Annotated in this window: 17 protein-coding genes; 10 read left to right on the forward strand and 7 right to left on the reverse strand. The window is 66.1% G+C overall.

The window, feature by feature from the left end; translation table 11 throughout:
• Position 1 precedes the first annotated feature (1 nt).
• From VGQ44_02195 to VGQ44_02205, 3 genes are all read right to left on the reverse strand, one after another.
• Positions 2–1,138: an efflux RND transporter periplasmic adaptor subunit gene (locus VGQ44_02195; protein HEV8445594.1), complete on the reverse strand. Its 1,137-nt coding sequence runs from the start codon at positions 1,136–1,138 to the stop codon at positions 2–4.
• 111 nt (positions 1,139–1,249) lie between these two features.
• Positions 1,250–1,921, reverse strand: a complete 672-nt coding sequence (locus VGQ44_02200) for a TetR/AcrR family transcriptional regulator (protein ID HEV8445595.1) — start codon at positions 1,919–1,921, stop codon at positions 1,250–1,252.
• Positions 1,922–2,212: 291 nt separating this feature from the next.
• Positions 2,213–4,444: an AAA family ATPase gene (locus VGQ44_02205; protein ID HEV8445596.1), complete on the reverse strand. Its 2,232-nt coding sequence runs from the start codon at positions 4,442–4,444 to the stop codon at positions 2,213–2,215.
• 194 nt (positions 4,445–4,638) lie between these two features.
• Here VGQ44_02205 and VGQ44_02210 point away from each other — a divergent pair, with 194 nt between their 5' ends.
• From VGQ44_02210 to VGQ44_02230, 5 genes are all read left to right on the forward strand, one after another.
• Positions 4,639–4,785: a hypothetical protein gene (locus VGQ44_02210; GenBank protein HEV8445597.1), complete on the forward strand. Its 147-nt coding sequence runs from the start codon at positions 4,639–4,641 to the stop codon at positions 4,783–4,785.
• Positions 4,786–4,883: 98 nt separating this feature from the next.
• On the forward strand, positions 4,884–5,030 hold the full coding sequence (locus VGQ44_02215) for a hypothetical protein (GenBank protein HEV8445598.1): 147 nt from the start codon (positions 4,884–4,886) through the stop codon (positions 5,028–5,030).
• A gap of 182 nt (positions 5,031–5,212) precedes the next feature.
• The gene (locus tag VGQ44_02220; protein HEV8445599.1) at positions 5,213–7,129 is read left to right on the forward strand and encodes an efflux RND transporter periplasmic adaptor subunit; all 1,917 of its coding nucleotides are present in this window, start codon (positions 5,213–5,215) and stop codon (positions 7,127–7,129) included.
• 98 nt (positions 7,130–7,227) lie between these two features.
• Positions 7,228–8,148 (forward strand): efflux RND transporter periplasmic adaptor subunit, encoded by a 921-nt coding sequence (locus VGQ44_02225; protein ID HEV8445600.1) that lies wholly within the window; start codon positions 7,228–7,230, stop codon positions 8,146–8,148.
• Position 8,149: 1 nt separating this feature from the next.
• Entirely contained in the window at positions 8,150–10,273 is a 2,124-nt protein-coding gene (locus VGQ44_02230) for an HlyD family efflux transporter periplasmic adaptor subunit (GenBank protein HEV8445601.1), read from the forward strand.
• Positions 10,274–10,573: 300 nt separating this feature from the next.
• Here VGQ44_02230 and VGQ44_02235 read toward each other — a convergent pair whose 3' ends face one another.
• Both VGQ44_02235 and VGQ44_02240 read right to left on the reverse strand, forming a co-directional pair.
• Positions 10,574–10,864 (reverse strand): hypothetical protein, encoded by a 291-nt coding sequence (locus VGQ44_02235; GenBank protein ID HEV8445602.1) that lies wholly within the window; start codon positions 10,862–10,864, stop codon positions 10,574–10,576.
• 110 nt (positions 10,865–10,974) lie between these two features.
• Positions 10,975–11,172 (reverse strand): hypothetical protein, encoded by a 198-nt coding sequence (locus VGQ44_02240; GenBank protein ID HEV8445603.1) that lies wholly within the window; start codon positions 11,170–11,172, stop codon positions 10,975–10,977.
• A 248-nt stretch (positions 11,173–11,420) separates the two neighbouring features.
• On the opposite strand from VGQ44_02240, the gene VGQ44_02245 reads away from it, so the two are divergent.
• The 3 genes from VGQ44_02245 to VGQ44_02255 all read left to right on the forward strand — a co-directional run bounded on the left by VGQ44_02245 (position 11,421) and on the right by VGQ44_02255 (position 16,206).
• Positions 11,421–13,088 carry a HEAT repeat domain-containing protein gene (locus tag VGQ44_02245; GenBank protein HEV8445604.1) on the forward strand — a complete coding sequence of 556 codons (1,668 nt, stop codon included), beginning with the start codon at positions 11,421–11,423 and terminating at the stop codon, positions 13,086–13,088.
• A gap of 68 nt (positions 13,089–13,156) precedes the next feature.
• Positions 13,157–13,498 (forward strand): PadR family transcriptional regulator, encoded by a 342-nt coding sequence (locus tag VGQ44_02250; GenBank protein HEV8445605.1) that lies wholly within the window; start codon positions 13,157–13,159, stop codon positions 13,496–13,498.
• A complete protein-coding gene (locus VGQ44_02255; protein HEV8445606.1) occupies positions 13,495–16,206 on the forward strand; it encodes an ABC transporter permease in 2,712 nt (903 codons plus the stop codon). The genes VGQ44_02250 and VGQ44_02255 overlap by 4 nt, the downstream gene beginning before the upstream one ends.
• A gap of 41 nt (positions 16,207–16,247) precedes the next feature.
• On the opposite strand, the gene VGQ44_02260 is transcribed toward VGQ44_02255, so the two are convergent.
• Both VGQ44_02260 and VGQ44_02265 read right to left on the reverse strand, forming a co-directional pair.
• Positions 16,248–17,513, reverse strand: a complete 1,266-nt coding sequence (locus VGQ44_02260; protein HEV8445607.1) for an ABC transporter permease — start codon at positions 17,511–17,513, stop codon at positions 16,248–16,250.
• Positions 17,513–18,754 (reverse strand): ABC transporter permease, encoded by a 1,242-nt coding sequence (locus tag VGQ44_02265; GenBank protein HEV8445608.1) that lies wholly within the window; start codon positions 18,752–18,754, stop codon positions 17,513–17,515. Before VGQ44_02265 ends, VGQ44_02260 begins: the two co-directional genes overlap by 1 nt.
• A gap of 187 nt (positions 18,755–18,941) precedes the next feature.
• Here VGQ44_02265 and VGQ44_02270 point away from each other — a divergent pair, with 187 nt between their 5' ends.
• Both VGQ44_02270 and VGQ44_02275 read left to right on the forward strand, forming a co-directional pair.
• On the forward strand, positions 18,942–22,415 hold the full coding sequence (locus VGQ44_02270; GenBank protein HEV8445609.1) for a hypothetical protein: 3,474 nt from the start codon (positions 18,942–18,944) through the stop codon (positions 22,413–22,415).
• Between the two features lie 312 nt (positions 22,416–22,727).
• Positions 22,728–25,832, forward strand: coding sequence for a M14 family zinc carboxypeptidase (locus tag VGQ44_02275; GenBank protein ID HEV8445610.1), 3,105 nt, complete (start codon positions 22,728–22,730; stop codon positions 25,830–25,832).
• The last annotated feature ends 29 nt before the right edge of the window (positions 25,833–25,861 follow it).

Consider the following 25,861-nt stretch of genomic DNA (forward strand, 5'->3'; position numbering starts at 1 on the left):
GCTATCGCGCTCCCTTGGCCGCGTTCGCGCTCGAAGGAGACGCAACCTGCTGGACCCGCGCGCCGTCGCGCAGCCGCTGCTGACCAGCCACCACGATCTGCTCGCCGGTCGCGACGCCCGATGTAATTTCGAGCGAATCACCGTGCGCGGCGCCGGTCGTCACTCGGCGCGCGTGCACGCGAGCCGCGTCATGATCGAGCACGTAGACGATCGTCGTCCCGTTGACGCCGCCGTCGTGTACCACCGCCGGAGCCGGCACCATCATGGCCGACGTCGACTCGCGCGTGTGGATCGTCGCCTCGGCGACCATCCCGGCGCGCAGCTTTCGCGCGGGATTCGGCACCGAAATTTCTACGGCGTAACTTCGCGTCGCGGGATCGGCGGCGACGCCGATGAGCGACACGCGTCCGGCGAAACTCGTGTCCAGAGCCGGAATGCGCACGGTTGCCGTAGCACCTTCGGTGATGTGGCCGACGTCGGCTTCGGGAACGCCGACACGCACGCGAACCGGATCGAGCGCGACGATCGTGTAGACCGTCTGGCCGGCCGCGACGGTCGCGCCGACTTCTACGACTCGACGCGAAACGATGCCCGGGATGGGAGCTTCGAGCTTCGTGTCGGCCAAGTGCTTTTTCGCCAGATCCGCGGCCGCCGCGCTCTGACGCGCGCCGATCTCGAGGTGCTCCATCTCGGCCGGCGCGATTCCGCCCGACGCGAGCAGCGGCTGGTTGCGGTCACGATCGTGCGCCGCGCGATCGGATTGTGCGCCCGCCTGCTCGACGGCGAGTCGGTATTCCGTGGGATCGAGCGACGCGATCGGCTGGCCGGCGCGAACGGACTGTCCTTCGTCCGGCCCGATCGTGACGACCTTGCCCGGCACTTGGAACGCGACGTCGACGCTGGCGTTCGCCTGCACGATGCCGCTCGCGGTGGCTGACCACCCACGCGCCGAGAGCGAAATTGGCTGAGCGACGACGGGGATCGCACTGTCGGCGGCGTTCGTCGTCTTCGCGGCGGCGGGTGCGCACGCGGATGCCGCCGCGGCGACGCCGACAAGGGCGAGCGCGAGGAGCGCGGAATGCACTGCTGTGGTGATCGGGTTGGTCGATGCTGCGACGGCGGTGCTACGCGATCTCATACGTCCTCCACGAGTGGTGAACATCGGTATCACTGCTAACAGCGTTAACTTCAGGGCCTAAAAAAACGCCGCGTGGGCGACTGCTCGATCCTCCTTTTTTTCCCCGCTCGTCTAGCGCGCTCGAGACTTCCGAGCCGGCGCGCCGTTCGTGCGAGCGTTGGCCTCGGCTTTCACGAGGCCGGCCAACGTTGCGTCGATGAGCCGGTGCGCGGTCTTCCGCGCGTCGCGCCATTCGACCCAACTGTTCGGCCCTTTGATGTTGTGCAGGGCCATGAAGCCATGCGCGCTTCCCCAACAGATCTGTGCGACCTCTTCGGCGTCCTTGTACTCGGGCCGGAAGACACCAGCGGCGAGTCCGTCCTTCACCGTCTGTTTGAGAAACGCGTACGCGTTCCGCTCCGGATCGTCCTTCGCGACCTCCTCTCCGTCGGCAATGAACGCGTGCGGCGTGAGAAAGAGGAAACGGAAGTGGCTCGGATGATCGACGGCGAAGTCCGAATAGACGTAGCCGATCCGCCGGAGACGCTCGACCGGATCGAGCGCGCCGAAGTTCGCGAACTGCTGGGCCAAGCTTCGGAGCTGCCTATAGCATAGCTCCTGGATGATGGCTTCCTTGTCGCGAAAGTGCGCGTAGATGACCGGCGGCGAGTACTCGATGGCCTCGGCGAGCGCGCGCATGGTGACGCCCTGGGCGCCATCCTTCGCAAACACCTCCAGGGCCGCGTCGAGAATCTTCTCGCGGACCTGCGTTCGCTCGCGTTGTCGTCGTTCCTTGACGCCCATCGGCTGGTTCCGGTCGAACAGTGTTCCAATAGTTAACGGCGTTAGGCGATTTCGTCAAGGGCTCCGTTTTGGCGGCCCGCCTCTCGGCGGGCCCGACTCGGGGCGTGGGCGTTCGCGGTGGAACTGTCCTCCGCGGACCGTCGCGCTTACTGAAGCAGCGCCGAGACGGCCCGCGGTCGGGAGCGCGAGCCGAGGCAATGCTGCCGGGCAGTGTCGGCAGCATTGCACTGGTCGCGCGGAAGACCTCGGCCGGTTCGGCCGCGTGTCTCGTAGGTGGCGGCTCAGCGCGTGCTATGGCGTGCGAACGTCGAGCTCCGCGGCTGCATTGGCGCTCGTCATGCGCGCAGGCGGGAGCTCGCGGCGGACGGAGATCTCGAGGAGCTGTGCGGTCGCGCGGTTCACCGCGTCGGACTCGGTAGAGGTCGATGCGACGCCGGCGGCGAAGTCGAGCCAGGCGAGTGCGTCGTCGAAGGCGAAGCGGCGTTCGCAGGACTCGACGGCCTGCATGGCGAACTTGTAGGCCATGGTTCGTTCGCCCGCCTGCTCGGCGTGTCGCGCGATCTCACCGGGATCCACGTACTCGGCGCGCTCCGACCCGACGAGCTCCATCGCGAGCGCGAGCCCGCGATGCACTTCGCGCTTGCGGGATTTCCCGAGCTCGTCGCCCATGACGCGCCCGATCACCGGATGCGCGACGCGGTACGCTCCGTTGTCCTCGACGACCAAGTGACGCTCGACGAGCGCGTCGCCGATCGCCGCGGCGCGGAGGCGGGAAATGCCGTGCACGTGAGACATCACGTCGGTTCTGCAGCCACGCGTCGAGACCGCGATCGTGATCAGCACCCCTTTGAGCTCGTCCGACAGACACTCGATTCGCTCGGCGATTGCTTCGTGGACAGAGGGCAGCGTGAGCGCGGGCTCGTCGCCCGAGTCGCTCGGACGGACGATCCACTCGCCGCTCTCGGGCTCGACGGTCAGCCAGCCCTGAGCGAAGAGCGTCTTGAGCAGCTCGACTATATAGAACGGGTAACCCGCCGTCACTTCATAGATGCGCGACGCCAGCCGGTGCGCTCCGGCCGGTGTGCTCACTCGACCGAGTCCACGCACGAGCTGCCAGACTTCGTCTTCATTCAGCGGTCGAAGCGCGACGACCTCACACGCCGGCGATCCTCGCAACGCGCGCACCCAGCGCGCCGCCGCGGAGTCGCGCTCCACGGCGCCGAGCGCGAAGGTGACGAACCAGAGAATCGCCGCGCGCTCGAGCTTGCGCACGAGAAAGTGGAGCAGCGCGCAGCTGTCGGCGTCGATCCACTGCACGTCGTCGATGAGTACCGTGACCGGAGTCTCTTCCGAAATCGCGAGCAGCATCTGTGCGATCCCCTCGAAGAGACGCCAGCTGTCCGCGGTAGACGCGGGTCCGACGGCGGGAAGTCCGGCGAAACGTTGACGCAGCTCGGGCACGACGCGCACGATTTCCGTCAGCCACTGGGGGTCAGTCCCGCTCAGCCCTGGCGCGTCGATCCCCGAGCGAAGCGCTTCGATCATCGCGCCGAACGGCACGCCGACGCGCGCGTCGAATCCGCGTCCGCGAAGTACCGTGCCTCCCTCGGCGGTCACCCAGCGCGCGAAGTCGTCGGCGAGTCGGGATTTGCCGACGCCGGATTCGCCTTCGACGATCACGACGCGCGACTTGCTCTGCGCGACGGCGCGCCACGACGCGCGCAGGCGGTCCCACTCGCGATCCCGGCCGATGAGGCTTCCGTAAAACGATGGCGCGGCTGCGTACCATTCTTCGGTCGCTTGTCGTTTGGCTTCGCCGCTCGCACGCGAGTCGTGGATCCGTTGCGCCATCTCGACGAGCCGGTGATCCGGACGCTCGTCGGCGTCGAGACGCGACCGATAGTCGGCGAACGCTTGCAACGCCGCCGAACGATTGCGCGCGAGAAACTGCGATTCCATCAAGGCGAGCGTCGCGTCGGCGGAGAAGTCATCGACGGTCACCCATCGCTCGGCGACTCGTACGGCATCGCGCGAACGATTGCTGGCAATCGATTCTCGTACGGCCGCCGCGAGCACGCCGGCGTACCGTCGGAGAAGCGTGTGGCGCTTTTCATCGGCCCACTCGTCGAATCCAGCCGAGCGTCGCAACTGGAGCCCGCGGAGGAAATGCGGGATGTCGACATCGGCCGCGTCGCGGGGTGAGCTATCGGCGGCAGCAAGAAACCGGCGGATGTCGCTGTCCGGCTCCGAGACGAGAAAGACCGACGCGCGATCCGTGTAAAGTGCCTCGCCGAGTGCGTCGCGGAGATGCGCGAGCGCCTGTCGGAGCGAGGCGCGGGCTTTCTCCTCCGGGTATTCGCCCCAGAGCATGGCCATGATCTCGTCCCGGCTATGAGCTCCCGGCTCGAGCGCCAGAAACGCAAGCAAAGCCAAGCTCTTGTTGCCGAGCGACGCCGCGGGCAAAGGACCACCGTCGAGAGCCGCAGCGACGCGGCCGCACAACGTGAGTGACAGCGCGGACATGGAAGGGGGACGGTCTCCGCGAGAGAACTGCGAGAGGAACCGGCGGCGGGAACTGTAACTGACGAGCGCGACCGTATTTCACGATCGGCCCAAGAACATTCACGGTCCTTTCACAGACCGGAAGTACCATCTCATCCGTTCCTGACAGCAACCGGCACCCGCCGCACCCCGACCTCCTTATGGAAAGGCGTGACATGAGCAAGGAAAAAGAGATCGTCCGAATCGACCTGACGAAGGCCCAGAAGGAAGTCGTGAAGAAGGAGACGGGGAAGGATGCCGAGGCCATCGAGTTGACGGTCAACGAGCTCGAAGAGCGCATTGCCCCAATCATGAATTATTGAGTAAAGCTGCCGAAACCGATGTTAACTCGCCGTAAGTACCGCTGAGCCATTAGTTCCGTAGCCTCCTTTCCTAAACAAACTCCCTTATAGGTGCGATCATGAGCAAGGAAAAAGAGACCGTCCGAATCGACCTCACGAAGACTCAGAAGCAGAACGTGAAGAAGGAAACGGGAAAGGATGTCGAGTCGATCGAGTTGACGGTGAGTGAGCTCGAGGAGCGCATCGCACCCATCGTGCAGTGGTAACGCCGTAGAACTGGCGTTAAATGGGCGGGGGAGCCAACGGCTCCCCCGCCTTTTTTCTTGGGGAAGCGTTCCGCCCTTCCCACTGTTCCGCATAGCCCGCCGCCGGTCGCCTGTCCCCGTATTGCGGCTGAGACCGGGTCGTACCACGTTTGCCGTCCCTCCCCCGCTGACTCCTTCCTCCGGTGACGGCGACCGACTTGCCGCTGACGGCAACGCCTGTGGGACAAGCGGCGCTGCCCGACGTTTTCGATCCGCTTCACGGCGCGCTGGTCGAGCTCGCGGCCAGTCTCGACGCGCGCGAGATCGAGACGAAGACAGTTTCTTTCGCCCGCGCGATTCTTCGAGCGGACCGAGTCTCGGCGTGGATTGAGCGAGACGGTTCCCTGACCTGCTGGATAGCGAACGGCGAAGGCGCCGAGCAGGTGACCGGAGCGACGGCGCCGCTCGAAGCGCTGGAGCCGGCGATGGAAGATGAGGAAGGAATGGCGATCCTCGTCACGCCATTTCGCCCCTCGGAATCGGCACTCGGTGCGCTTCGTGTCGCGCGCGATCTCGCCGCACACGGCGCGTTCACACCCGCGGAGCAGGTCGCGTTCAGCCGTCTCGCCGAAGTCGCCGGCGTCGCGCTGCGAAACGCCGAGCGTGTCGCGGCGAACGATCGGACGAGTGATCTCGAGCTGATCATGGAGATGAGCCGCGCGATCGGATCGACGCTCGATCTCGATCGTGTGATGCGCGCGGTGGTGAATCTCGCGATGCGCGCCATTCGATTCGACCGCGGCGCGATCGCGCTCTACGAGCGCGGCAAGTGCGACATCCGCGCGCTCGCCGGCGTCGAGAAGTTCGACCGCGAGGATCCGGAGCTCCAGGATCTCGCCGTGCGAGGCGCGTGGGCCGCCGGCGTCGGCGAAGCGTTCTACCTCTCGGACCGGACCGAAGCCGCGTCGGACGCCGAACGACTCTTTCTCCAGATCTTTGAAGGCGATCTCGAGGCGGATGGCGTGAGGAGCGGTTTGTACATCCCGCTCAAGGACGACGAGGGCGTGCTCGGCATCCTGCTCTTCGAAGCCGAGCGTCCCGAGTTTGCGACGGAGCGGCAGCGCGAGCTGGCGACGATTCTCGCGAATCAGGCGACGGTCGCGCTTCGCAACGCGCAGCTCTACCAGCAAGTTCCCCTCGCCGACACGCTGGGCGCGATCCACGCCAAGAAGGAGCAGCTGCTCGCGTTGCCGGCGGCCCGAAGACTCACGTGGGCGATCGTCGCCGCGGTGGTGATCGCGTCGCTGACGCTCATTCAGTGGCCGCTGCGAGTCGACGGAAACCAGCCGGTTTTTCGGCCAAACGTCCGCACCCAGATCCGGCCGCTCGTCGACGGCGTCGTGGAGCGTGTCTTCATCCGAGAAGGCGCACGCGTGACGCGCGGCGATCCGATCATGCAATTGCGCGACGTCGATCAACGAGCGGCGCGTGACGCGGCGCTGTCGGATGCCGCGAGCGCCGAGCGCGAAGCGACATCGGCGTCCGCGCGCGGCGACGCGGCCGAGGAGCGGCTGCATCGAATGCGCGCCGACGCGCTGCGCCGCGAGGCGGCCGTGCTCGATCAACAAGTTCGCGGGGCGCTCGTGCGGAGTCCGGTCACCGGCGTCGTGCTGACGCCCAGGCCGCAAGAAAAACTCGGTTCATGGGTGGAGGCAGGGAGCGAATTGATCGTCGTCGGTCGCACCGACACGCTCGAGTTGGACCTCAACGTGGACGAGCGCGACATCGCCCGAATTCGTATCGGCGACGAAGTGCGCCTGCGAGTGGACGCATATCCGCAGCGGACGTTCTCGGGACACGTGACGGCGATTTCGCCCGTGGGGGTGGGGGTCGGCGTGGACGGGTCGACGGGTGGACAGGTGGTCGGGTCTAACGGCGCTACTGGAAACGGCGCGAGCGGGTTTCCTGTGCGAGCACTGGTTCCGAATGACTCCGATCTGGTGCGCCCCGGGATGGTAGCGTATGCCCGCGTTCTCACCGATCCGTCATCCGTACTTGGTCGAGTGACGCGTGAACCTTGGCGGAGATTGCGGCTCTTCTGGTGGAGGATCTGGTCGTGAGGAAGATCGGGCAATCGGGATACCGGGCTACCGGGATACCGCGACTCACCGTGGCGGGCAGTGTGAAGTCGGCGTGCCTGACCACAATCGTTGCGACGATGATGGCTTGTAGTCGACAGTCGAACGTCGTACCGAAGAAAGCAACGGTTCAGACGGCGGCTGGCATCCTCGTCGACACGACCACGGTGAGGGTACCACTGCGGTTGCCGGCGCAGCTCTACGTCGAGCATGATGCCGTCGTAGTCGCGCGCGCCGCGGGGAACGTGGACTCGGTGCTGGCCGATTTGAACGATCACGTCGCGAACGGCGCACCGTTAGCGTTGTTGGAGAACGCCGATCAGCAGATCGCTCTCGCTCAGGCCGACGCGTCGTTCGAGAATCTGAGTAAAGTCGTGGCGCGTGCGCGGTTGATGACGAAGGCGGGGGGCATCACCGTCGCCGACTCGGAGCAGGCGGAATTCCAGTACCAGCAGGCGGATCTCGCGCGACGGAAAGCGCGGCGGGACATTGAGCTCACCAAGGTCATCGCGCCGTTCAATGGAGTCGTCACGGCGCGATATGCCCGCGCCGGACGCTTCGTGAACGTCGGCGACACGCTCTTTCGCGTCACCGAGACGTCGCCGCTCATGGCGCGAGTTCGCGTGCCGGAAGCAACGGCGGCGAGCGTGCACGTCGGCGACCATGCGACGGTGTCCAATGACGCCGGAGCGACGGCGAGTGCAATCGTGGCCAGCGCCGCCCCGGTCATCGACGCGGCGAGCGGAACGCGCGAAGTCGTGCTTCGGGTTGGCGAAACGTCGCGGCTCATCCCGGGCGCGAGCGTCACCGTTCGGCTCGGCGCCGAGCGACGGCGCGTCGTCGCGATTCCGCGCGACGCGGTGGCGCCGGACGGCTTCGTGCTCGTCGTCGAGGGAGCCGGGACCGCGCTTCGTCCCGTCACGGTCGGCGCAGATCTCGGCGACGGTCGCGTCGAGATCGTGAACGGCCTGTCGCCCGGCGAGCGGATCGCTCGGCGCTGACATGGCCACCGCGGCATTCATCGCCGACGCGAGCGGAGCGCGGGGGGCGTTCCTTCCACGGCTTCGACCGGATCTGACGATCGTCGAGCAGCTCTTCAAAGGTGAGAAGAGCTTCGTCGTCAAGGACCCGACTACCAGAAAGTACTTTCGCTTCGGCGCGGTCGAGATCGCCGTGATGCGCTGTTTCGACGGCCGACGCACGCCCGACGACATCGCGCGCGCGCTTGCCGACCAAGGAATGAAAGTTCCGTCGCGAGCCGTCGAAGGCTTCGCGCGGAAGCTTTCGTCGATCGGCGTGTTGGAACGAACGCTCGTCGAGCGCACGACGCTCGAGCTGGAGCGCTTGCGCGCGGAGCGACGAAAGCGGCGCCAACCCGCGCTGTTCGCCGGCGAGCTGCTGCGGATGCGTTGGTCGATGGGAGACCCCGATCAGTTGTTCAACAGGATTCTTCCCACGATCCGCTGGTGCTTCACGCCGGCGTTTCTCGCGGCGTGCGTGCTCCTTTTCGCCGCATACTTCGGAGTTCTTGCCGCACGGTGGGACGAGTTCTCGCACACGATCGCTCAACTGTATTCATTCGCCAACATCACCTTTGGCGCGGTCGTGGTGCTCTGGTGCACCGCGTTAGTCGTCATTCTCATTCACGAGCTGGGCCACGCATTCACGTGCAAGCATTTCGGCGGCGAGGTGCACGAGATGGGATTCATGCTCGTGTACTTTCAGCCGGCGTTCTACGCCAACGTCACCGACGCGTGGAGTTTTCCCGAAGTGCGCTCGAGGCTCTGGGTCACCGCCGCGGGGGCCTGGATTCAATTCGCCGCCGCGGGGTTTGCGGCCCTGGTCTGGTCGGTCGCTCGTCCCGGCACTCTCGTGGCGGAGATCGCGCTGGCAGCGATGCTGATCGGCGGAGCGACGACGGTTCTCACGAATATGAACCCGCTCATCCCGCTCGACGGCTACTTCGCGCTGACCGATTGGCTCGAGATCCCGAATCTCCGTCAACGGGCGCTGGCGTACGTCGGATGGTGGCTGCGCCGCCACACTCTGCGGCTGGACATGCCCGAGCCTCCAGTGAGTGGCCGGGAGAAGCGCGTCTTCCTTGTGTACGGCAGTCTCGCCGTGTGCTACATCGCGCTGCTGTTCGCGCTGATCGGGTCCTGGTTCGTTGGAAAAGCGCGAGCGGGGCTCGGTGCGTTGGGAGTCACGCTCGCGCTCGCGCTGATCTTCACGCTGGCCCGAAAGACGATCGTCGAATGGGCGCGCGCCGTCGTCATGGCCGTTCGCATGCAACGGGCCGAGCGAGGACGCCGATGGGGTTGGAAGCGAATCGCCGCCTCCGGCATGGCAGCCGGGCTGATTGCGATAGTAATCATGGCGATGATTCCGTGGAATCTCACGGCGTCGGGTCAATTCGTGCTGGCGCCGGTGAGAACGTTCGGCCTCGTCGCGCCAGACAGCGGGATCCTCGCCGAAGTGTTCGTGCGTGAAGGAACGCGAGTCCCGGCGGGAGCCCCGGTGGCGCGCATCGTGGATCGCTCGCTCGAGCGAGAGCTTTTGTCCGCGGCGCGAGTCGTCGATTCTCTGAGCGTCGCCGCGCTGCGCGCTCGAGCGACTAATCAATCGGCGACGGCGGCACAGCTCGACGACCAGCGCAGCGCCGCGTCGGCGCGCCTCTCAGGCTTACAGAAGCGAATCGACGCGCTGACACTCCGCGCGCAATGGAGTGGCGTCGTCACGACTCCGCGCGTCGAGGAACAGACCGGACGCCGAGTCGACTACGGCACGAGCATTCTGACGATCGCGACAGTCGATTCCCTGGAGGCTCGCATCGCGCTCGACGGTGCGGGATCGACGCGAGTGCGAGCCGGACAGGTGGTGAATCTCGTCACGAACGCCGATCCGGCATCGCGCGTCGTCGCGACGGTCGACGCGGTTTCACCGGCTGGACGCGGGCTGAACGGTGTGGCGGGGGGAACGATCGAGGCGCGTGTCCCCGTCCGCACTGACGGCGCGTGGCGCGTGGCCGCGACGGGTGAGGCGAAAGTGGAAATTCAGCGGTCGTCGCTGCTCGGGGCGATGTGGTGGACTCTGAGGCAACGCGTGCGCGGCGATATTCTTCTCTAACATGCCGACCCACAGGACGTTTCCCAATCTTTGGTGCGCCGCGGCGTTCAGCGTGGCGTTCTCCCCTGCTGGCGCCCACGCGCAAATGAACGAGTGCGCACGTGTGACCGAAGACAGCGCGGCGGGGCGCGAGAATCCTCGCGACGTGTGCCGCCTCCTGTCTGCGCTCGCCGCCGATTCCATGGAAGGGCGCGCGGCGGGCACACCGGCCGTAGCGGGCGGCCCACTCGACCCACGTGCGCAACGATTGAGGTTAGAGCCCGCGGACTTCGGACGTCAGACCGGGATTTCGCTACACGGCTAACGTCGATCGCGAGACCCGAACCAGCCGAGCTCGAGCCACCGATCCGCGGCGGCGAGCAGACCCCACGCCGCGAGCATGATGGGCACCACGAACAAGAGCGACAACAACGCTTCGTTTGCGACGTCGCTCAATCGGTCGGCGTACGCCAATCGCACGCGTGCGACGAAGCTTGCGGTCCACAGCGTGACGAGGAGCGCGACACCGGTCTCGTAACGGTCGACGAGGCGCACCCGCGCGGCGGGCGTCAGGACAATCGATTCGGGTTCGAGCGATGAAGGCGGGTTCATGCCGGCGAGGACGGGAGTATATCATAAGCACAGGCATCGCGGATGGGATGTGCGAGCCCTCACGCGACGGACGCTAGCACGCGGACGACTGGCCTTCCGGTCCGGTAATATTACCCTTCGATCCGGGCCGCAAACGCCGCCGGCAAGGGTCCGGCCGGAATCAGTTCCTTGCCGGTGAGATCCACTCGAAGGTTGAGTCCTTCGAGTCCGTGCGCGCCCAGTAGCACCATGTCCCCATCGCGCGCAAACACGACCACCGACGGGCCGGAGTCGTCCGGCCGCGTAGAGCAACGCGAATCCAACTTCATGCTCGAGAATGCGGCCGTCGGTCGTCTCGAACCGGTCGACGCGCACCGGAGTGACACCGAGGTCGATCAGGACGTCGCTCGGAATCCAGTTGTACTCACTGCCCGTGTCCACCATGACGGGTGTTGGGATCTTGGGTTGGCATTCTACCCGAGTATTGCCTCCGTTGGGTAGGATGTCAACCCGAGTCGCCTTTGTCGGCCGAAGGCAGCGCCGTTCCCGCGGTCTTGACGAGGCTGCTCCGGCGGTGATGTTCACCGCCATGACCGTCCAGCGCGCGCTCTTGTTGCTCGCGTCTACCGCCTCCCTCGCCGGCGCGCAGGCGCGTCGTCCGCCGCTCGATTCCGCGGCGATCGCGGATGTCGCTCGATTGCTCCGGCTCGAGGACGTACGGCGCTTCGACACACTCGAGCTCGTTGGCGCGCTCGGATCGAAGCATCCGGAAGTGCGCCGTCGCGCGATGCTCGCCATCGCGCACATCAATGACAAGCGCGGCGTCGCGCTGCTGCGTGCCCGGCCGCTCGACGCCGACACCGCACTTGCCGCCACGGCGGTCTTCGCCGTCGGGCAGCTCCGCGACATGCTCACGATTCCGTGGTTCGACAGCTTGCTCGCGAATCCGAGCACCGCGCCGACGGTGGCGGTGGAGGCGGCGTGCGCACTGGGAAAAATCAAAACCGCAGCGGCCCGGGAGGTGCTCGCGCGCTATCTGACGCGAGCCAACGTCGCGCCGAATACGCGCGATGCGATCGGCGAAGCGCTGCTCGCCATCGGTCGCTCGACCGCCCGCGGCAACATCGCCCCGATCGTTCGCTTCACGAGCTCGCCCGACGAAGAGATCCGATGGCGCGCGACGTGGGCGCTCTTCCGCCCGCGCGATCCCGCGGCGGTCGCCGAGCTGCTGCGACTCAGCGGCGATCCCTCGGCGCTGGTCCGATCGTGGGCCGTGCGCGGCCTGGTCAAATCGCAAGCCGATTCCGCATCGCTCGGCGATCGCGCCGAAGCGAAGCTGATTGCCGCGACCCGAGACGACGATCGTCGCGTACGCACGGAAGCCGTGCGGGCGCTCGGCACCTACCCCGATTCGCAGGCAGTCGCGGCGCTGGTGACGGCGCTCGCGGCACCCGACGCATGGCTTTCGGTGAGCGCGGCCGAAGGACTCGGACGAGCGCGCGGACCGTCTGCCGTCGCGGCACTCGTCGCCGCGAGCGACGGGTCGCGCCCGTGCGCGCTACGCGCGACGGCGATTCGTCAGCTGCAACCGTTCGCCAACGCCGAAGCGCGCACCGCGGCATCAGCGCTGGCGAGCGACACTGTGCCCTACTGTCAGAATGTTGCCGCGCAGATCCTGCGCGACACGTCGGGCGGGGGAACCGGTCGCGGCGGAGGCAGAGGACGCGGCCGTCAGCCCCAACCGCTCGTCGAGCGACCATTCGGCGAGTACCGCGCCATCGTGGAGCGGTGGGTGGTCCCGGCGTATGAAGGAAAGCCGCTGCCGCGCGCCGAATGGCAGACGCCGCGCGGCACGATCGAGCTCGAGCTGTACGCCGGCGATGCGCCGCTCGCCATGGATGCTCTCGCGCGCATCACCGAACGGGGAACGATCGTCGGCACGGAGTTCACGCGCGTCGTGCCGGATTTCGTCGATCAGCAAGCGACGATCCGGGACGCCGCCCTACAGCGGGACGAAGTGAATCGCCATCGTCTGACGCGCGGCAATCTCGCGTGGGCGAGTGCGGGACTCGACACGGGACGGCCAGGCTACACGCTCAATCACACCCCGCAGCCGCACAACGAGGGCGACTTCACGTCACTCGGCAGAGTGGTTCGCGGCCAAGAGGTCGTCGACCGGATCGAGCTCGGTGATCGTATCACCGCGGCACGCATGATTTCCAACATGCCCCACCCATCATCTTGACCACGTCGTTCCTCTTGACAATCGAGTAGAGCACCCACACCTTCTCTCTGCAACCGAGAGGAGCCGCGGTGCCGCAGAACGACCAGTCCGGCGACATGATCCAGGGCATGCTCGACATGCTCATCCTCAAGGCACTCAGTCTCGCCCCGATGCACGGATGGGGGATCACGGAGCGGATCCACCAGTGGTCCGAGCAAGCACTGGCCGTGAATCAGGGCTCGCTCTACCCCGCCCTCTATCGCCTCAAGCGCCAGGGGTGGATCGCGTCCGACTGGCGCACCACCGAGAACAACCGCCGCGCGCGGTACTACTCGCTCACGACCGCCGGCCGGCGTCAGCTTGCCGCTGAGCAACGGGGTTGGGAACGGCTGTCGCGCGGCATCCAGCTCGTGTTGAGGATGGAACCATGAGCTGGTGGCGGAGGATCGTGTCCGAGCTCCGCCGCATTGTCGGCGGGATGACGGCTGAGCGTGAAGATGGGGCGATGCGTGAAGAGATGCAGTTTCACATCGACATGCACGCCGCCAAGCTGCGGGACCAGGGCGTCGGCATTGAGGAATCGCGCCGGCGGGCGGCGGTCGCGTTCGGCGGGGCTCAGTGGATCGACGCCGCGCGCGACGAATATCGTAGCCGCCCGCTCGACGAGCTCGCGCGCGACGTCCGGTTCGTGTTTCGCTCGCTCGACAACGCGCCGGCGTTTACGGCCACCGCGCTCCTCACCCTCTCGATAGGCATCGGCGCAGCGGCGGCGATTTTTACCGTCGTAAACGACGTCGTGCTGCGCGCGCTTCCGTACGGCCGGCCGCAGCAGCTCGCGTCGATCTCGCACGACATGAAGAAGCTGTCGTTCAACAACGCCGGCATCACGCCGAACATGTATTTGACGTATCGGCAACAAGCCCGGTCATTGCGCGGCATCGCGCTCTACCGCACCACGTCGGTCAACGCGAGCGACGCCGACGGCGCCGGCAACCCGGAGCGGGTCACGTCGGCGTTCGTGAGTGGCAACTTCATGACGATGTTCGAGGTGCCGGCGGCCAAAGGCCGAGCGCTGTCGGAGGCGGACGACGTGCCGAAGGCGCCGAACGTGATCGTGATCAGCGACGGACTGTGGCGCGCACGGTTCGGCGCGGACCCGAACGTCGTCGGCAAGAAGCTTCTCATCGCCGGCGCGTTGCGCGAGATCGTCGGCGTGATGCCGGCGTCCTTCCGCGTGCCGGCGGCGAACACACAAGTCTGGTTTCCATTGCAGCTCGACACGACCGCCGCGTGGCTCGGCGGCTTCAACTCGCGGGCGTATGCGCGTCTCGCGCCTGGGGCGACCGTCGATGCCGTCCAGCGCGAGCTGGCCGCGGCGCTGCCGCGCACGATCGAACGCTATCCGCTCATCGCGCCGGGCGTGACGACCAAGCTCTTGATCGAGCAGGGCAATCCGGCGCCGACGGTCACGCCGTTGCGCGACGATCTGGTCGCCGGTGTTGCGCCGACGCTGTGGCTCCTCGCCGCGGCCGCCGGCCTTGTTCTGCTCGTCATGTGCGCGAATGTCGCCAATCTCATGCTCGTGCGCGCGGAAGCCCGGCAACGCGAGATCGCTGTTCGCGCCGCCATGGGCGCGTCTCACGCGCGCCTCGTGTCGCACTTCCTCACCGAATCGCTCGTCCTCGCGGTCATCGCTTCGGTAATCGGTTTCGTCGGGGCGACCGCCGCGGTCCGGCTCCTCGTCGGAGCGAGCCCGATAGAGATCCCGCGGCTGGCCGAGGTCCACGTCGATCTGGCGACCGTTGGGTTCATCATCGTGACGAGCGTGTTGGTCGCCGCCGCCTGCGCGATCGCGCCCGCCGTTCGCTCGTTGCGAAGCGGCGTCTTTGTGGGGCTGCGCGATTCCGGCCGCGGGTCGACGTCGGGCAGCGCCCGCGCCCGCGCGCGATCGATCCTCGTCGGCGTGCAGATGGCGCTGGCGCTCGTCGCCCTCGTCGCATCGGGCCTCCTGTTGCGCAGCTTCGAGCGATTGCGAGCAGTGAAGCCCGGGTTCGACGCCAATGGAATCGCCACGCTGTGGGTGGCGGCGCCGGCGACGCGGTATCCGAAGGATTCGGACGTCGTACGTTTTCAAACCGAGCTCGCGACGCGCGTCAGCGCGCTGCCGGGGGTGACCGAAGCGGGCATCACCACCGACCTTCCACTCGCGTCGTCGGGCCATAACGGCGATCCGCTTTACGTGGAGGGCACGGCCGATCACTCGAAAGCGATTCCGCCACTCCAGATCTATTCGGCCGCGGATGCGGGATACTTCCGTGCCCTGCGCATTCCGCTCGTGAAGGGACGGCTCTTCGGTCCGCCGCCCACACAGCGATGGGACGAAGCCGTGGTCAGCACCGAAACGGCAAAACAGATGTTCGGGGACTCGACTGGCGCCACCGTTCTGGGCAAACGCTTCCAGATCCTACCGAGCGGGCCGCTGTACACGGTCGTCGGTGTGGTCGGCAGCGCGCGCGACACGTCGCTCGCCCTTCCGCCGACGCGAACTGTCTACATGCCACCCGTGGTGAGCCAGGATTCGATCGAGACTCCGACGGGGCGCACCGTCGCGCTCGTCGCGCGCACCGCCGGCGATGTGGACGCGACGACTCGCGCGATGCGGCGCGTCGTTCACGATCTGGATCCGACGCTGCCGACGTTCGACGCGCGCCCGCTTGCCGAAATCGTGCGCGCCTCCACGGCTCGTCTCGCGTTCGTTATGGTCATGCTCGGCGTTGCCGCGGGCGTGACGCTGCTGCTCGGCGTGGTCGGGCTGTATGGCGTGATCGCGTTCGTCGTTTCGCTCCGGACGCGCGAGCTTGGCCTCCGCATCGCCCTCGGCGCGACCCCGTGGGGAGTCGCCGCGATGGTGGCGCGACGCGGACTCGAACTGGCCGCGCTCGGTGCGATCGCGGGGACGATCGTCTCGGCCCTCGTCGCGCGATTCCTGAGAGCATTTCTGTTCGAGGTCACTCCGCTCGATCCCGCGATTTTGGCCGCGGCGATCGTCGTGTTGACGGCGTGCGCGCTTGCGGCGAGTTGGATCCCGGCTCGTCGCGCCGCGCGACTCGATCCGTCGAGCGCGCTCAGGGCCGAGTAGTCGCTGCAACGGTGGCGCGGGACGCGCAGCCGCTGAGCCGGTCACTCGTATCTCAACGACTCGATCGGATCCAACTTCGCCGCCCGCCTCGCCGGCAGCACGCCAAACACCAAGCCGATCCCGATGGAGACCGCCAGCGCCAAGACCGTGAGGTCGATCGGCGTCGTTCCATGCACGTTCATCGCGAGACTCGCCACGCGTCCGAGCCCCAGCCCGGCCACGACGCCGATCAGTCCGCCCGTTCCGGTCAGGGCCGACGCTTCAATCAAGAACTGTTGAAGAATGTCGCGACGCGTCGCGCCAACCGCCTTCCGGATTCCGATCTCCCGCGTCCGATCCGTGACGCTGATCATCATCACGGCCATCACACCGATTCCCCCCACCAACAGCGCGACGCTCGACAACGATACCATCACCAGGAAAAAGACTCCCGTGATCTTGTTGAACGTGTCGAGGATCTGGTCCTGCGTGATGAGGTCGAAGCTGTCGTGATCCGCGGGCCGTAATCGCCGCGACTCCCGCATCGCGATCGTCACCGCTTCCTCGGCCGCCGTTACGGTCACACCCGCGCGGGGTTTCACTGGAATAAAGACCGCGTTCGCCTTGTCGACGAAAAATTGGTGATCCATCGCGCGATAGGGGATTATCGCGTGCGTCGCCTGCCCCGGCGGCTGGAAGATGTTGTCCGCCGCCTGATAGATCCCGATCACCTTGAACGGACGGCCGCCGATGCGCACTACCTTGTCGATCGGTTGGATCGCGCCGAAGATCTTGTTTGCCACATCCACGCTCAGCACGGTGAGCGACGCACCGGCGACTTCCTCCTTGCGCGTGAACCATCGGCCTTCAGTCAGGTCGCCGCCGTAGATCTCGGAATATCCATCGTCCGCGCCGACGATCACGCCGACATTCGTGTGCGAGCCGCTGAACTCCACCGTGTTGTTGATCTGCCCCCAGATGGCTGCGTACTTGATCTCGGGCAGTCTCTCGATCATGTCCGCCTCCTCCATCGTGAGCTCCGGACGATTGCGCACCCAGGCCGGAAGATCTTGCGGGTTGATCGGGGTCTCCGAATACACTCGCAGCACGTAGAACGTGGTGGGGCCGGCGATCTCGATGGTCTGCACGATTTGATCGCGAATTCCCGAGACGATCGTCGCCATCGCCATCACTGTCGACACGCCGATCACGACGCCGAGCACCGTCAGGCCGGACCGGCCCTTCGCCGCGTTCAGCGAATCGACCGCGGACCATAAGTTCTCGCGAAGCTGATCGCCGAGCCGGAACATCGATCTGATCGGCCGCACTAGTCGGCCCTCATCGCGGCGACCGGATCGAGCCGCGCGGCGCGCGACGCCGGATAGACGCCGAAAATCACTCCGACCCCGGCGCCGAGTCCAAGCGCAACGACGATCGACCAAGTCGTGACGCGCGCCGGGAGCGGCGACACCGCGGCGATGAGCGCCGCGAATCCCCACCCACCTGTGGCGCCGATCGCGCCGCCTATCGCGGCCAGCATGATCGACTCGGCGAGGAACTGGCGCAAAATGTCCGCGCGGCGCGCGCCGACGGACTTTCTGAGCCCGATCTCGTGCGTCCGCTCGCGGACCGACATCAGCATGATGTTCATGATCACGATCCCGCCGACGACGATGCCGATGGCGACCATCGCCGGGATCACCGTGAAGAGCACCTGAGTCAGCTGCTTCCAGAAATTCACCAGCGCGTCGGCCGTCTCGATCGAGAAGTTGTCCGCCTCACCCGGGCGTAATCGGTGCGCGACGCGCATCGCTTCCTCGGCCTGCTGCATGGCCGGGGCGACGTCCTGCGCTTCGGCCATCTTCACCGAGATCGTCGTCGACTGCCGGCGTCCGTACATCGACTCGAACGTCGTGATCGGCAGCATCACGAATCCGTCGAACGACTGGCCGAGCACCTTCCCCTTCGCGGCGATGGTGCCGACGATCAGGATCGGGATGCCATGTACATGGATCGACCTGCCGACGGGATTGCGGCCGTCGAACAGCTTGTCGGTGATGTCCGCACCCACAACGCCGACGTATCGCCGTTCGCGGGTGTCCACGTCCGTCAGCGGGTCGCCGTACCGGAACTTGTAGTCCTGGATCGTCTGATACTCGGGAGTGACGCCGTACACCTGGATGGAGCCGAGCGTCTTGTCGCCCGAGACGACGTCGCTACGCGGCGTGGGGAAGCCCGATTGCACCGAGATCGCCGTGGCGTTGGGGAGTGCCGCGCGCACGAAGTCCACGTCGGCCGTGCCGAGCTTCGGCCGCCGCTGCATTCGCAGCCATTCGGCATCCTCGATCAGGCCGAGGTTGATGGGCAGCCGGCGAATCTGGAAGGTATTCGATCCGATCAGCGCATCGGCGATGCTCTCTTTTACGTACGCGTTCATCCCCTGGATCACGGCGACGACCGCCACCAGGAACGCCACGCTCACAATGACGCCCAGGAGGGTGAAGAACGAGCGGAGCTTGTTGGCGCGGATCTGGGTGATCGCAGTCGTCAGGACGTCGCCGAAGCGCATAACGACGGATGGAGAACGAGCGGGGGCCGGCTGTGGAGGTGGGAGCGGGGAGGGGGGGGAACCCTTCGAATCCTCACGATCGACCTGGTCGGGCGCAAGCATCGGCGGGTGGCCAAGGAGGTTCTCGCCGCCGTCAGCCGCGCGCGCTAGAATCTGGCCACCCACAATCGCCTCCTCGGAGCGTCAAATGATTCGCCACGTGAGCCGTGTCGGACTCCCGGCTGCTCTCGTCGTCACCATCGCGGGCCGCTTCGCGTTTGCGCAGGCCAATGCACCGGTCGCGCAGCAGTTCGAGAAACTCCACTTCCGCTCCATCGGGCCGGCGATCATGTCGGGCCGCGTCTCGGATTTCGCCGTCTACGAGAAGAACACTTCCATATGGTATGTCGGCACCGCCCACGGCGGCGTGTGGAAGACGACCAGCAACGGAGCGACGTTCAGCCCGCTGCTGCAGAACAAAGGGCTGCTCGCGATCGGCGACGTCACCATGTCGCAGCAGAACCCCGACATCGTCTGGGTCGGCAGCGGTGAAGCGAACAATCGGCAGACGACGTCGTGGGGCGACGGCGTGTGGAAGTCGACCGACGGCGGCAAGACGTTCACGAATGTCGGACTCAAGGACTCCAAGCACATCAATCGCATTCTGATCGATCCGAGCAACGACGACGTTGTGCTCGTCGCGGCGGTCGGGTCGATCTTCGGGCCGGGCGGCGACCGCGGCGTCTACAAGACGATCGATGGCGGCAAGACGTGGAAGCGCGTGCTGTTCGTCGACGACGAGACGGGCGCGAACGATCTCGTGATGTCGTACACCGACCCCAAAACGCTTTACGCGTCCACGTACCAGCGCCGTCGGACGGCGTGCTGCGTGAACGGCGGCGGACCGGGAAGCGGGATTTGGAAATCGATCGACGGCGGCGACACGTGGACGCGCCTGAGCGGCGGATTGCCGAGTGGTCCGCTCGGGCGGATCGGTCTCGACACGTATCGCAAGAACGGCAACATCGTGTACGCGTCAATCGAAGCACAGGGACCGCCGGGCGGGCGCGGCGGGCGAGGAGCGATCAACCCGGAGAGCGGCGACACGGTTCCCCAGGCCGGTGGACGCGGCGGCGGTCGTGGTGGCGCGGGCGCCGACGCCGGCGAGTCGGGACTCTATCGCTCCGACGATGGCGGCGCGACGTGGCACAAGGTGAGCTCGAACAATCCGCGGCCGCTCTACTTCAGCCAGGTGCGTGTCGATCCGAACAATCCGGAGCGCGTATTCCAGGGCGGCGTGAAGATGTCGCTCACGATCGACGGCGGGAAAACGAGTGAAACGCAGGCCTCGCTCGTCGCACACGACGACGTGCACGCGATCTGGATGGATCCCGCCAATTCCGATCACATGATGATCGGCGACGACGGTGGCGTGAGCGTGTCGTACGACGGCGCGAAGACGTGGAACTTCTTCGCCAATCTGCCGGCCGGCTTGTTCTACCACGTCGGCTACGACATGGCGCGCCCGTTCAACGTGTGCGGCGGCATGCAGGACAACTACGATTGGTGCGGCCCGAGCGCGTCGCGGTTCTCGAACGGCATCATGAGCTCGGAGTGGTTCCAGATTCAGGGCGGCGACGGCTTCGTCGCCATTCCCGACAAGAGGGATTCGCACTGGATCTACAGTGAGACGCAGGACGGCAACATCACGCGCAAGCACACGGTCACCGGCGAGTCGAAGCAGATTCGGCCAAACGCGCTCAACGTGACGCCGGCGCCGAAGCCCGGCGAGTCGTTCCGCTGGGAATGGGACACGCCGATGATCATCTCGCCGAACGATCCGAGCGCGCTGATCGTCGCGGCGAATCACGTCTTCGTGTCGCACGACCGCGGCGACTCGTGGACGATGATCAGCCCCGATCTCACGACGAACGCCAACCGCGACACGATCGTCACGATGGGACTCAAGGGCTCCGAGATCCGCATCTCGCGCGACGATGGCGTGTCGCAGTGGCCGGCGATCGTCACGCTCGCCGAATCGCCGAGGCAGCCGGGTGTGTATTACACGGGCAGCGACGACGGCCTTCTCTATGTGTCGCGTGACGCCGGGAAGAGCTGGCAGAACATCACGAAGAATCTCCCGGGTGCGCCGGCGGGCGGCTGGGTCAGCAAGGTCGCGCCGTCGGCCTACGACGCCGGCACCGTCTACGTCACGATCGACAATCACCGTCTCAACGACTTCAAGCCGTACGTGTGGGTGAGCACGGACTTCGGCGCGTCGTTCCACTCGCTCTCCGACAACCTGCAGAGCGACGTGGTCAAAACGTTCACCGAAGACCAGCGCAATCGCGACGTGCTCTACCTCGGCACCGAGACCGGCATCATGGTCTCGCTCGATCGCGGCGAGAGCTGGTCGCGTCTCCAGGCGAATCTGCCGAGCGTGCGCGTCGACGAGATGACGCTCCATCCGCGCGACAATTCCATGATCGTGGCGACGCACGGCCGGGCGATCTGGGTGCTCGATCACCTCGAGCCGATTCAGGAATACGCCGCGGCGCAGAACGCCGACGCCAAACTCTTCACGGTGCCGACGGCGCTCGAGTGGAAGACCAAGGACGATCGCAACGACGAGTTCTGGGGACACCAGTACTTCCTCGGTGAGAATCCGCCGAATGAAGCAGTCGTTCAGTATTATCTGAAGTCGCCGATGACCGACCTCTCGCTGCGCGTCACCGACGCCACCGGCAAGACGGTGCGCAGTGTGACGATTCCGAGCGCGAAGTCACAGGCGGGAATCCAGACGGCGTGTTGGGACATGCGCGGCGAGCCGATCACCGCCGCGGCGGACTCCGAGGCCGCCGGTGGCGGCCGTGGTGGGCGCGGCGGCGGCGGTGGGGGTGGCCGAGGTGGCCGCGGTGGTCAAGCAGTGCCGGGCGTACCGCAGCCTGTGCCGAGCGCGGGATATCTCCCGATGAATCCGTGTGCGAACCCGGCCGACAGTTCAGGCGCAACGGGCCGCGGCGGCGGGGGCGGGGGCGGCGGATTCGGTGGCGGTGGTGGACTCGGCGGGCCGGCGCCGTACGTGATGCCCGGTAACTACACGGTCGCGCTGATGTCGGGCACGAAAGTGCTCGACTCGAAGCCGCTCAAGATCGTGTTCGACCCTGACGTGCACTTTGGTCTCGGTGAGCACGAACGTTACAACGCGATCGTCACCGACCTGCACGCGATCCAGCGGCGCGGCGTCGCGATGGCGACGGCGCTGAACGCGCTCTATCCGCAGATGACGGCGGCCGCGAAGAGCGTGAGCGAGAAGAGTGACATTCCCGCCAACGTGAAGACGCAGTTCGAATCGCTGAACAAGGAGTTCGACGCGATCCGCAAGAAGTTCGGCGTACCGACGAACGCGGGAGCCGGCGGACGCGGTGGTGGTGGCGGAGGCGGGCGCGGCGGAGCGGCCGATCCGGAAAACGTTCTCGGTCGGACGTCGACGCTGAAGAACCAACTCGCCGGTGTGTGGGAAGCGCCCAGCGCGGCGTCGGTGCGGCAGTACAACGACGTCAAGCTCGCGCTGCCGAAGGCAGTCGCGGACGGCAACGCGTTCCTCGGAAAGGCAAATTCAATGAGTCAGGCGCTCGCCAAGTACGGCGTGACGATCAAGGTTCCCGCTTCGGTCAAGTGAACGTTGCGGGGTGAGGCTCGGGGGTGGGACTGTCTTCCGCGGACCAGCGCAGTATTGCCGACACTGCCCGGCAATACTGCCCGGCGGTATCGGCGGTATCGGCAGTATTGCGCTGGTCGCGCGAAAGACCTCGGGCGGCTCGGCGTGATTCGCGACCCACGGGTCGGAGCGTGTCTAGTCCGCGCGATCTCGCGGGCGGGCTGTGACGCTAACGGTTCGTCGGCACGCGCCGTATTCTTCCTTCGTTCCGCCGCCGATCGAGCGGCACCCTCTTCACGGTTAGCCATCACCGGCTCCCCGGTCCGACGACATATGCGCCTTTCCTCTTCCCTCGCCCGTCGCGGTGTCACCGCGGGCGCCTTGGGTCTCTTCGTCGCGGCCACGCTGGCGTTTGCCGCTCCATCTCTCCGCGCCCAAGCGTCCGTCAACGAGACGCGCGATCCGAACCAGCGACAGGATCCCGAGTTCGTCTCCTTCTATAAGATGTGGACGCACCACGGGAGCCCGCTCGTCGATCACCTCCCACTTGTCTCGGGCGTCCCCACGCCCAAACAGTTCCTCGGCTATTACGTCGGCGCGCCGGCGAAGCTCACGTACTACGACAAGATCATCGCCTACTACCGGGCCCTGGCTAAGGCGACGCCGCGCGTCAGAGTCGAGACGATCGGCAAGTCGGACGAAGGCCGCGAACTGGTGGTGGTGTGGGTGTCGTCGGAAGAGAACATCAAGAATCTCCCGCACAATCGCGCGAACATGGCGAAACTCGCCGACCCGCGCGGTCTGACCGACGCGCAGGTGCGCGACCTCATCGCCACGACCAAGCCCCACTACCATTTCCTCGGATGCCTGCACTCGGGCGAGACGGGTCCGTGCGAGATGCTGATGGAGCTCGTCTATCGGCTCGCGACGGAAACGTCGCCGCTGATCACGCAGATCCGAAACAACGTGGTCGTCTCGGTGTCGCCGGCCGCGGAGCCGGATGGACGTGATCGCAACGTCGATTGGTTTTATCACGGGCTCGACATGAAAGCGCAGTTCGGCGCGGCGGATTCGATCGCCGCGGCGGACAGCACGCGCAACGGCGCGGCCCGAACCGACAGCGCTCATGCGGCCGGCGCCGCACCAGCGGTTCCTCCCGGGGCGGTTGGCGGTGGCCGCGGTGGTCGCGGCGGACGTGGCGGCGGTGGACGCGGCGGCGCTGGAGCAGCCGCGCCGACTGACTCCGCGGGCGGCGGTCGCGGTGGCCCGCCTGCAGGTGGCGGCGGCGGCGGGGGACGCGGTGGCAGCCTCGAGGGCGGACTTCCGTACTGGGGGAAGTACGTCTTTCACGACAACAATCGCGACATCAACCTCTCGCAGTTGGAGATGCGCGCGATCACCGATTGGTACTTCACCGCGCATCCCCCGATCATCCACGATCTACACGAGGCGCAGCCGCTGCTCTACACGTTCAGCGGCGGTCCGCCGCAGAACCCAAATCTCGATCCGATCCTCTTCACCGAGCTGCCGTTCTTCGCGAACTACGAGCTCGAGCAGATGACGAAGTACGGCATGCCGGGCGTGTACACGTACGCGTTCATGGACGGGTGGTCGCCGGGCTACCTCGGCGCGGTCGCGTACAATCACAACGGCATGATGAAGATGTACGAGACCCAGTCGGGTCGAGACATCCCGGCCGACTCGATGGCCGACAGCATCATGTACGCGACACCCCGCGGCCGCGGTGGACCGGGCGGCTTCGGCGGCGGCCGGGCGACGATTCCGACCGGCAAAGGCGGAACGCAGGATCGCGAGTGGTATCGCGGACTGGCGCTCCCACCGAACGGCGTCGGCACGTTCACGCGCCGCGACAACACCAACTACATGGAAACCGGCGTGCTCTCGGCGCTTCAGCTCACGTCGATGTTTCCGCAGATGGTGTTGCAGAACTTCTATCTCAAGACGAAACACTCGATCGACGACGGCGCGAGCAAGGCGCCCTATGCGTTCGTCGTACCCGCGGCGCGGGACATGACCAAGCCCGCCGAGATGATCAACGTCTTCCGTGCGCAGGGCGTCGAAGTCGGCTCGCTCACCAAGGTGACCGTGGCCGGAAAAGACACGTTTCCGGCGGGCTCGTACGTGATCAAGCTGAACCAACCGTACGGTCGTCTGGCGAAGAATCTACTCGAGCGACAGGTCTTCCCCGACCCCGCGCTCACGACGTACGACGACAGCGGGTGGTCGATGGGTTGGGCATTCGGCGTCGCGGTGAAACAGGTGGACGACAAGTCGATTCTCGACGCGGCCGTGACGCCGGTGAAAGTGGCCGTCGTGAAAGGCACAGTGGCCGGCAACGGCAACGCGGGGCTTGCCGTGGCGCACCTCGGCTCCAACAACATGATCACCTTCCGCTTCGCGCTGAAGAGCGTCGCGATGAAGGTGGCCGACGCGGCGTTCACCGCCGAGGGCGTGAAGTTCCCGGCTGGTTCATTCATCGTGACCGGCTCGGCGGCAGATCTCGCCGCGGCCAGGCGCGAGGTGGATTCGCTCGGACTGACGGCGGCCGCGCTCTCATCGCTGCCGACGGTGGCGTCGCACGACGCGCCCCCGCCGCGCATCGCGATTTACTCGCAGTGGTCCGGCACGCAGGAGCTGGGCTGGTATCGGTTCACGTTCGACGAGTTCCACATCCCGTACGACCTGATCTTCAAGGAGCGCGTCGCACAAGGAAATCTCAAGAAGGATTACGACGTCATCCTGATGGCGGCGCAGAACGTGAATCGCTCGGCGGTGTTCGCGCAGAAGGCGAAACACCCGCAGCCGTACCTGAAGAGCGACAAGTACACGTTCCTCGGCATGTACGGTTCGACGCCGGATATGAGCGGCGGATTCGGCCAGGCCGGCGTCGACGCGATCAATGCGTTCCTCGACGCCGGAGGAACGTTGATCACCGCCGTGCAGTCCGTGCGCTACCCGATCGAGTTCGGCCTCGCGCGGTCGATAGACACCGAGAGTCCCAGTGGCGTGGTGGCGCAGAAGCCGCTCGTGACGGCGAAGATCGTTCGCACGGACAGCCCGGTCTTCTACGGGTATCCGGACACGATCCCGATCAAGTTCGGCCAGGGTTCGCAGGTCTTCCGCGTCGGGATCGCCGACTCGGCGAACGTGCTCGCTGAATACGCCGGCGGCGACGCGTCGGTGTTGAGCGGGCTCATGACTGGCGCCGACAACCTCCGCAATCGCGCGTTCGCCATCGACATTCCCAAAGCGCACGACGGACACGGACGCGTGCTGATGTTCGCGAACAATCCGATCTACCGTTGGCAGAATCATGGGGAGTTCAACATGATCTTCAACGCGATCGTGAACTGGGATGTTCCGACGCCGACGAAGACGGCCGCGCCGGTGACAAGCGTCACCCCGAGCGGGAGATAGCGAAGCAATCCGCGCTCTCGCCCACACCC

This window comes from Gemmatimonadaceae bacterium, assembly GCA_036003045.1.
In the GTDB taxonomy this organism is placed as follows: Bacteria; Gemmatimonadota; Gemmatimonadetes; order Gemmatimonadales; family Gemmatimonadaceae; genus JAQBQB01.

Coding starts and splice junctions, on each gene's coding strand:
- VGQ44_02255 (HEV8445606.1), top strand. CDS start 13,495: ATGAGCTGGTGGCGGAGGATCGTGTCCGAGCTCCGCCGCATTGTCGGC.
- VGQ44_02205 (HEV8445596.1), bottom strand. CDS start 4,444: ATGTCCGCGCTGTCACTCACGTTGTGCGGCCGCGTCGCTGCGGCTCTC.
- VGQ44_02265 (HEV8445608.1), bottom strand. CDS start 18,754: ATGCGCTTCGGCGACGTCCTGACGACTGCGATCACCCAGATCCGCGCC.
- VGQ44_02225 (HEV8445600.1), top strand. CDS start 7,228: ATGATGGCTTGTAGTCGACAGTCGAACGTCGTACCGAAGAAAGCAACG.
- VGQ44_02230 (HEV8445601.1), top strand. CDS start 8,150: ATGGCCACCGCGGCATTCATCGCCGACGCGAGCGGAGCGCGGGGGGCG.
- VGQ44_02275 (HEV8445610.1), top strand. CDS start 22,728: ATGCGCCTTTCCTCTTCCCTCGCCCGTCGCGGTGTCACCGCGGGCGCC.
- VGQ44_02210 (HEV8445597.1), top strand. CDS start 4,639: ATGAGCAAGGAAAAAGAGATCGTCCGAATCGACCTGACGAAGGCCCAG.
- VGQ44_02200 (HEV8445595.1), bottom strand. CDS start 1,921: ATGGGCGTCAAGGAACGACGACAACGCGAGCGAACGCAGGTCCGCGAG.
- VGQ44_02245 (HEV8445604.1), top strand. CDS start 11,421: ATGTTCACCGCCATGACCGTCCAGCGCGCGCTCTTGTTGCTCGCGTCT.
- VGQ44_02235 (HEV8445602.1), bottom strand. CDS start 10,864: ATGAACCCGCCTTCATCGCTCGAACCCGAATCGATTGTCCTGACGCCC.
- VGQ44_02195 (HEV8445594.1), bottom strand. CDS start 1,138: ATGAGATCGCGTAGCACCGCCGTCGCAGCATCGACCAACCCGATCACC.
- VGQ44_02270 (HEV8445609.1), top strand. CDS start 18,942: ATGATTCGCCACGTGAGCCGTGTCGGACTCCCGGCTGCTCTCGTCGTC.
- VGQ44_02215 (HEV8445598.1), top strand. CDS start 4,884: ATGAGCAAGGAAAAAGAGACCGTCCGAATCGACCTCACGAAGACTCAG.
- VGQ44_02240 (HEV8445603.1), bottom strand. CDS start 11,172: ATGAAGTTGGATTCGCGTTGCTCTACGCGGCCGGACGACTCCGGCCCG.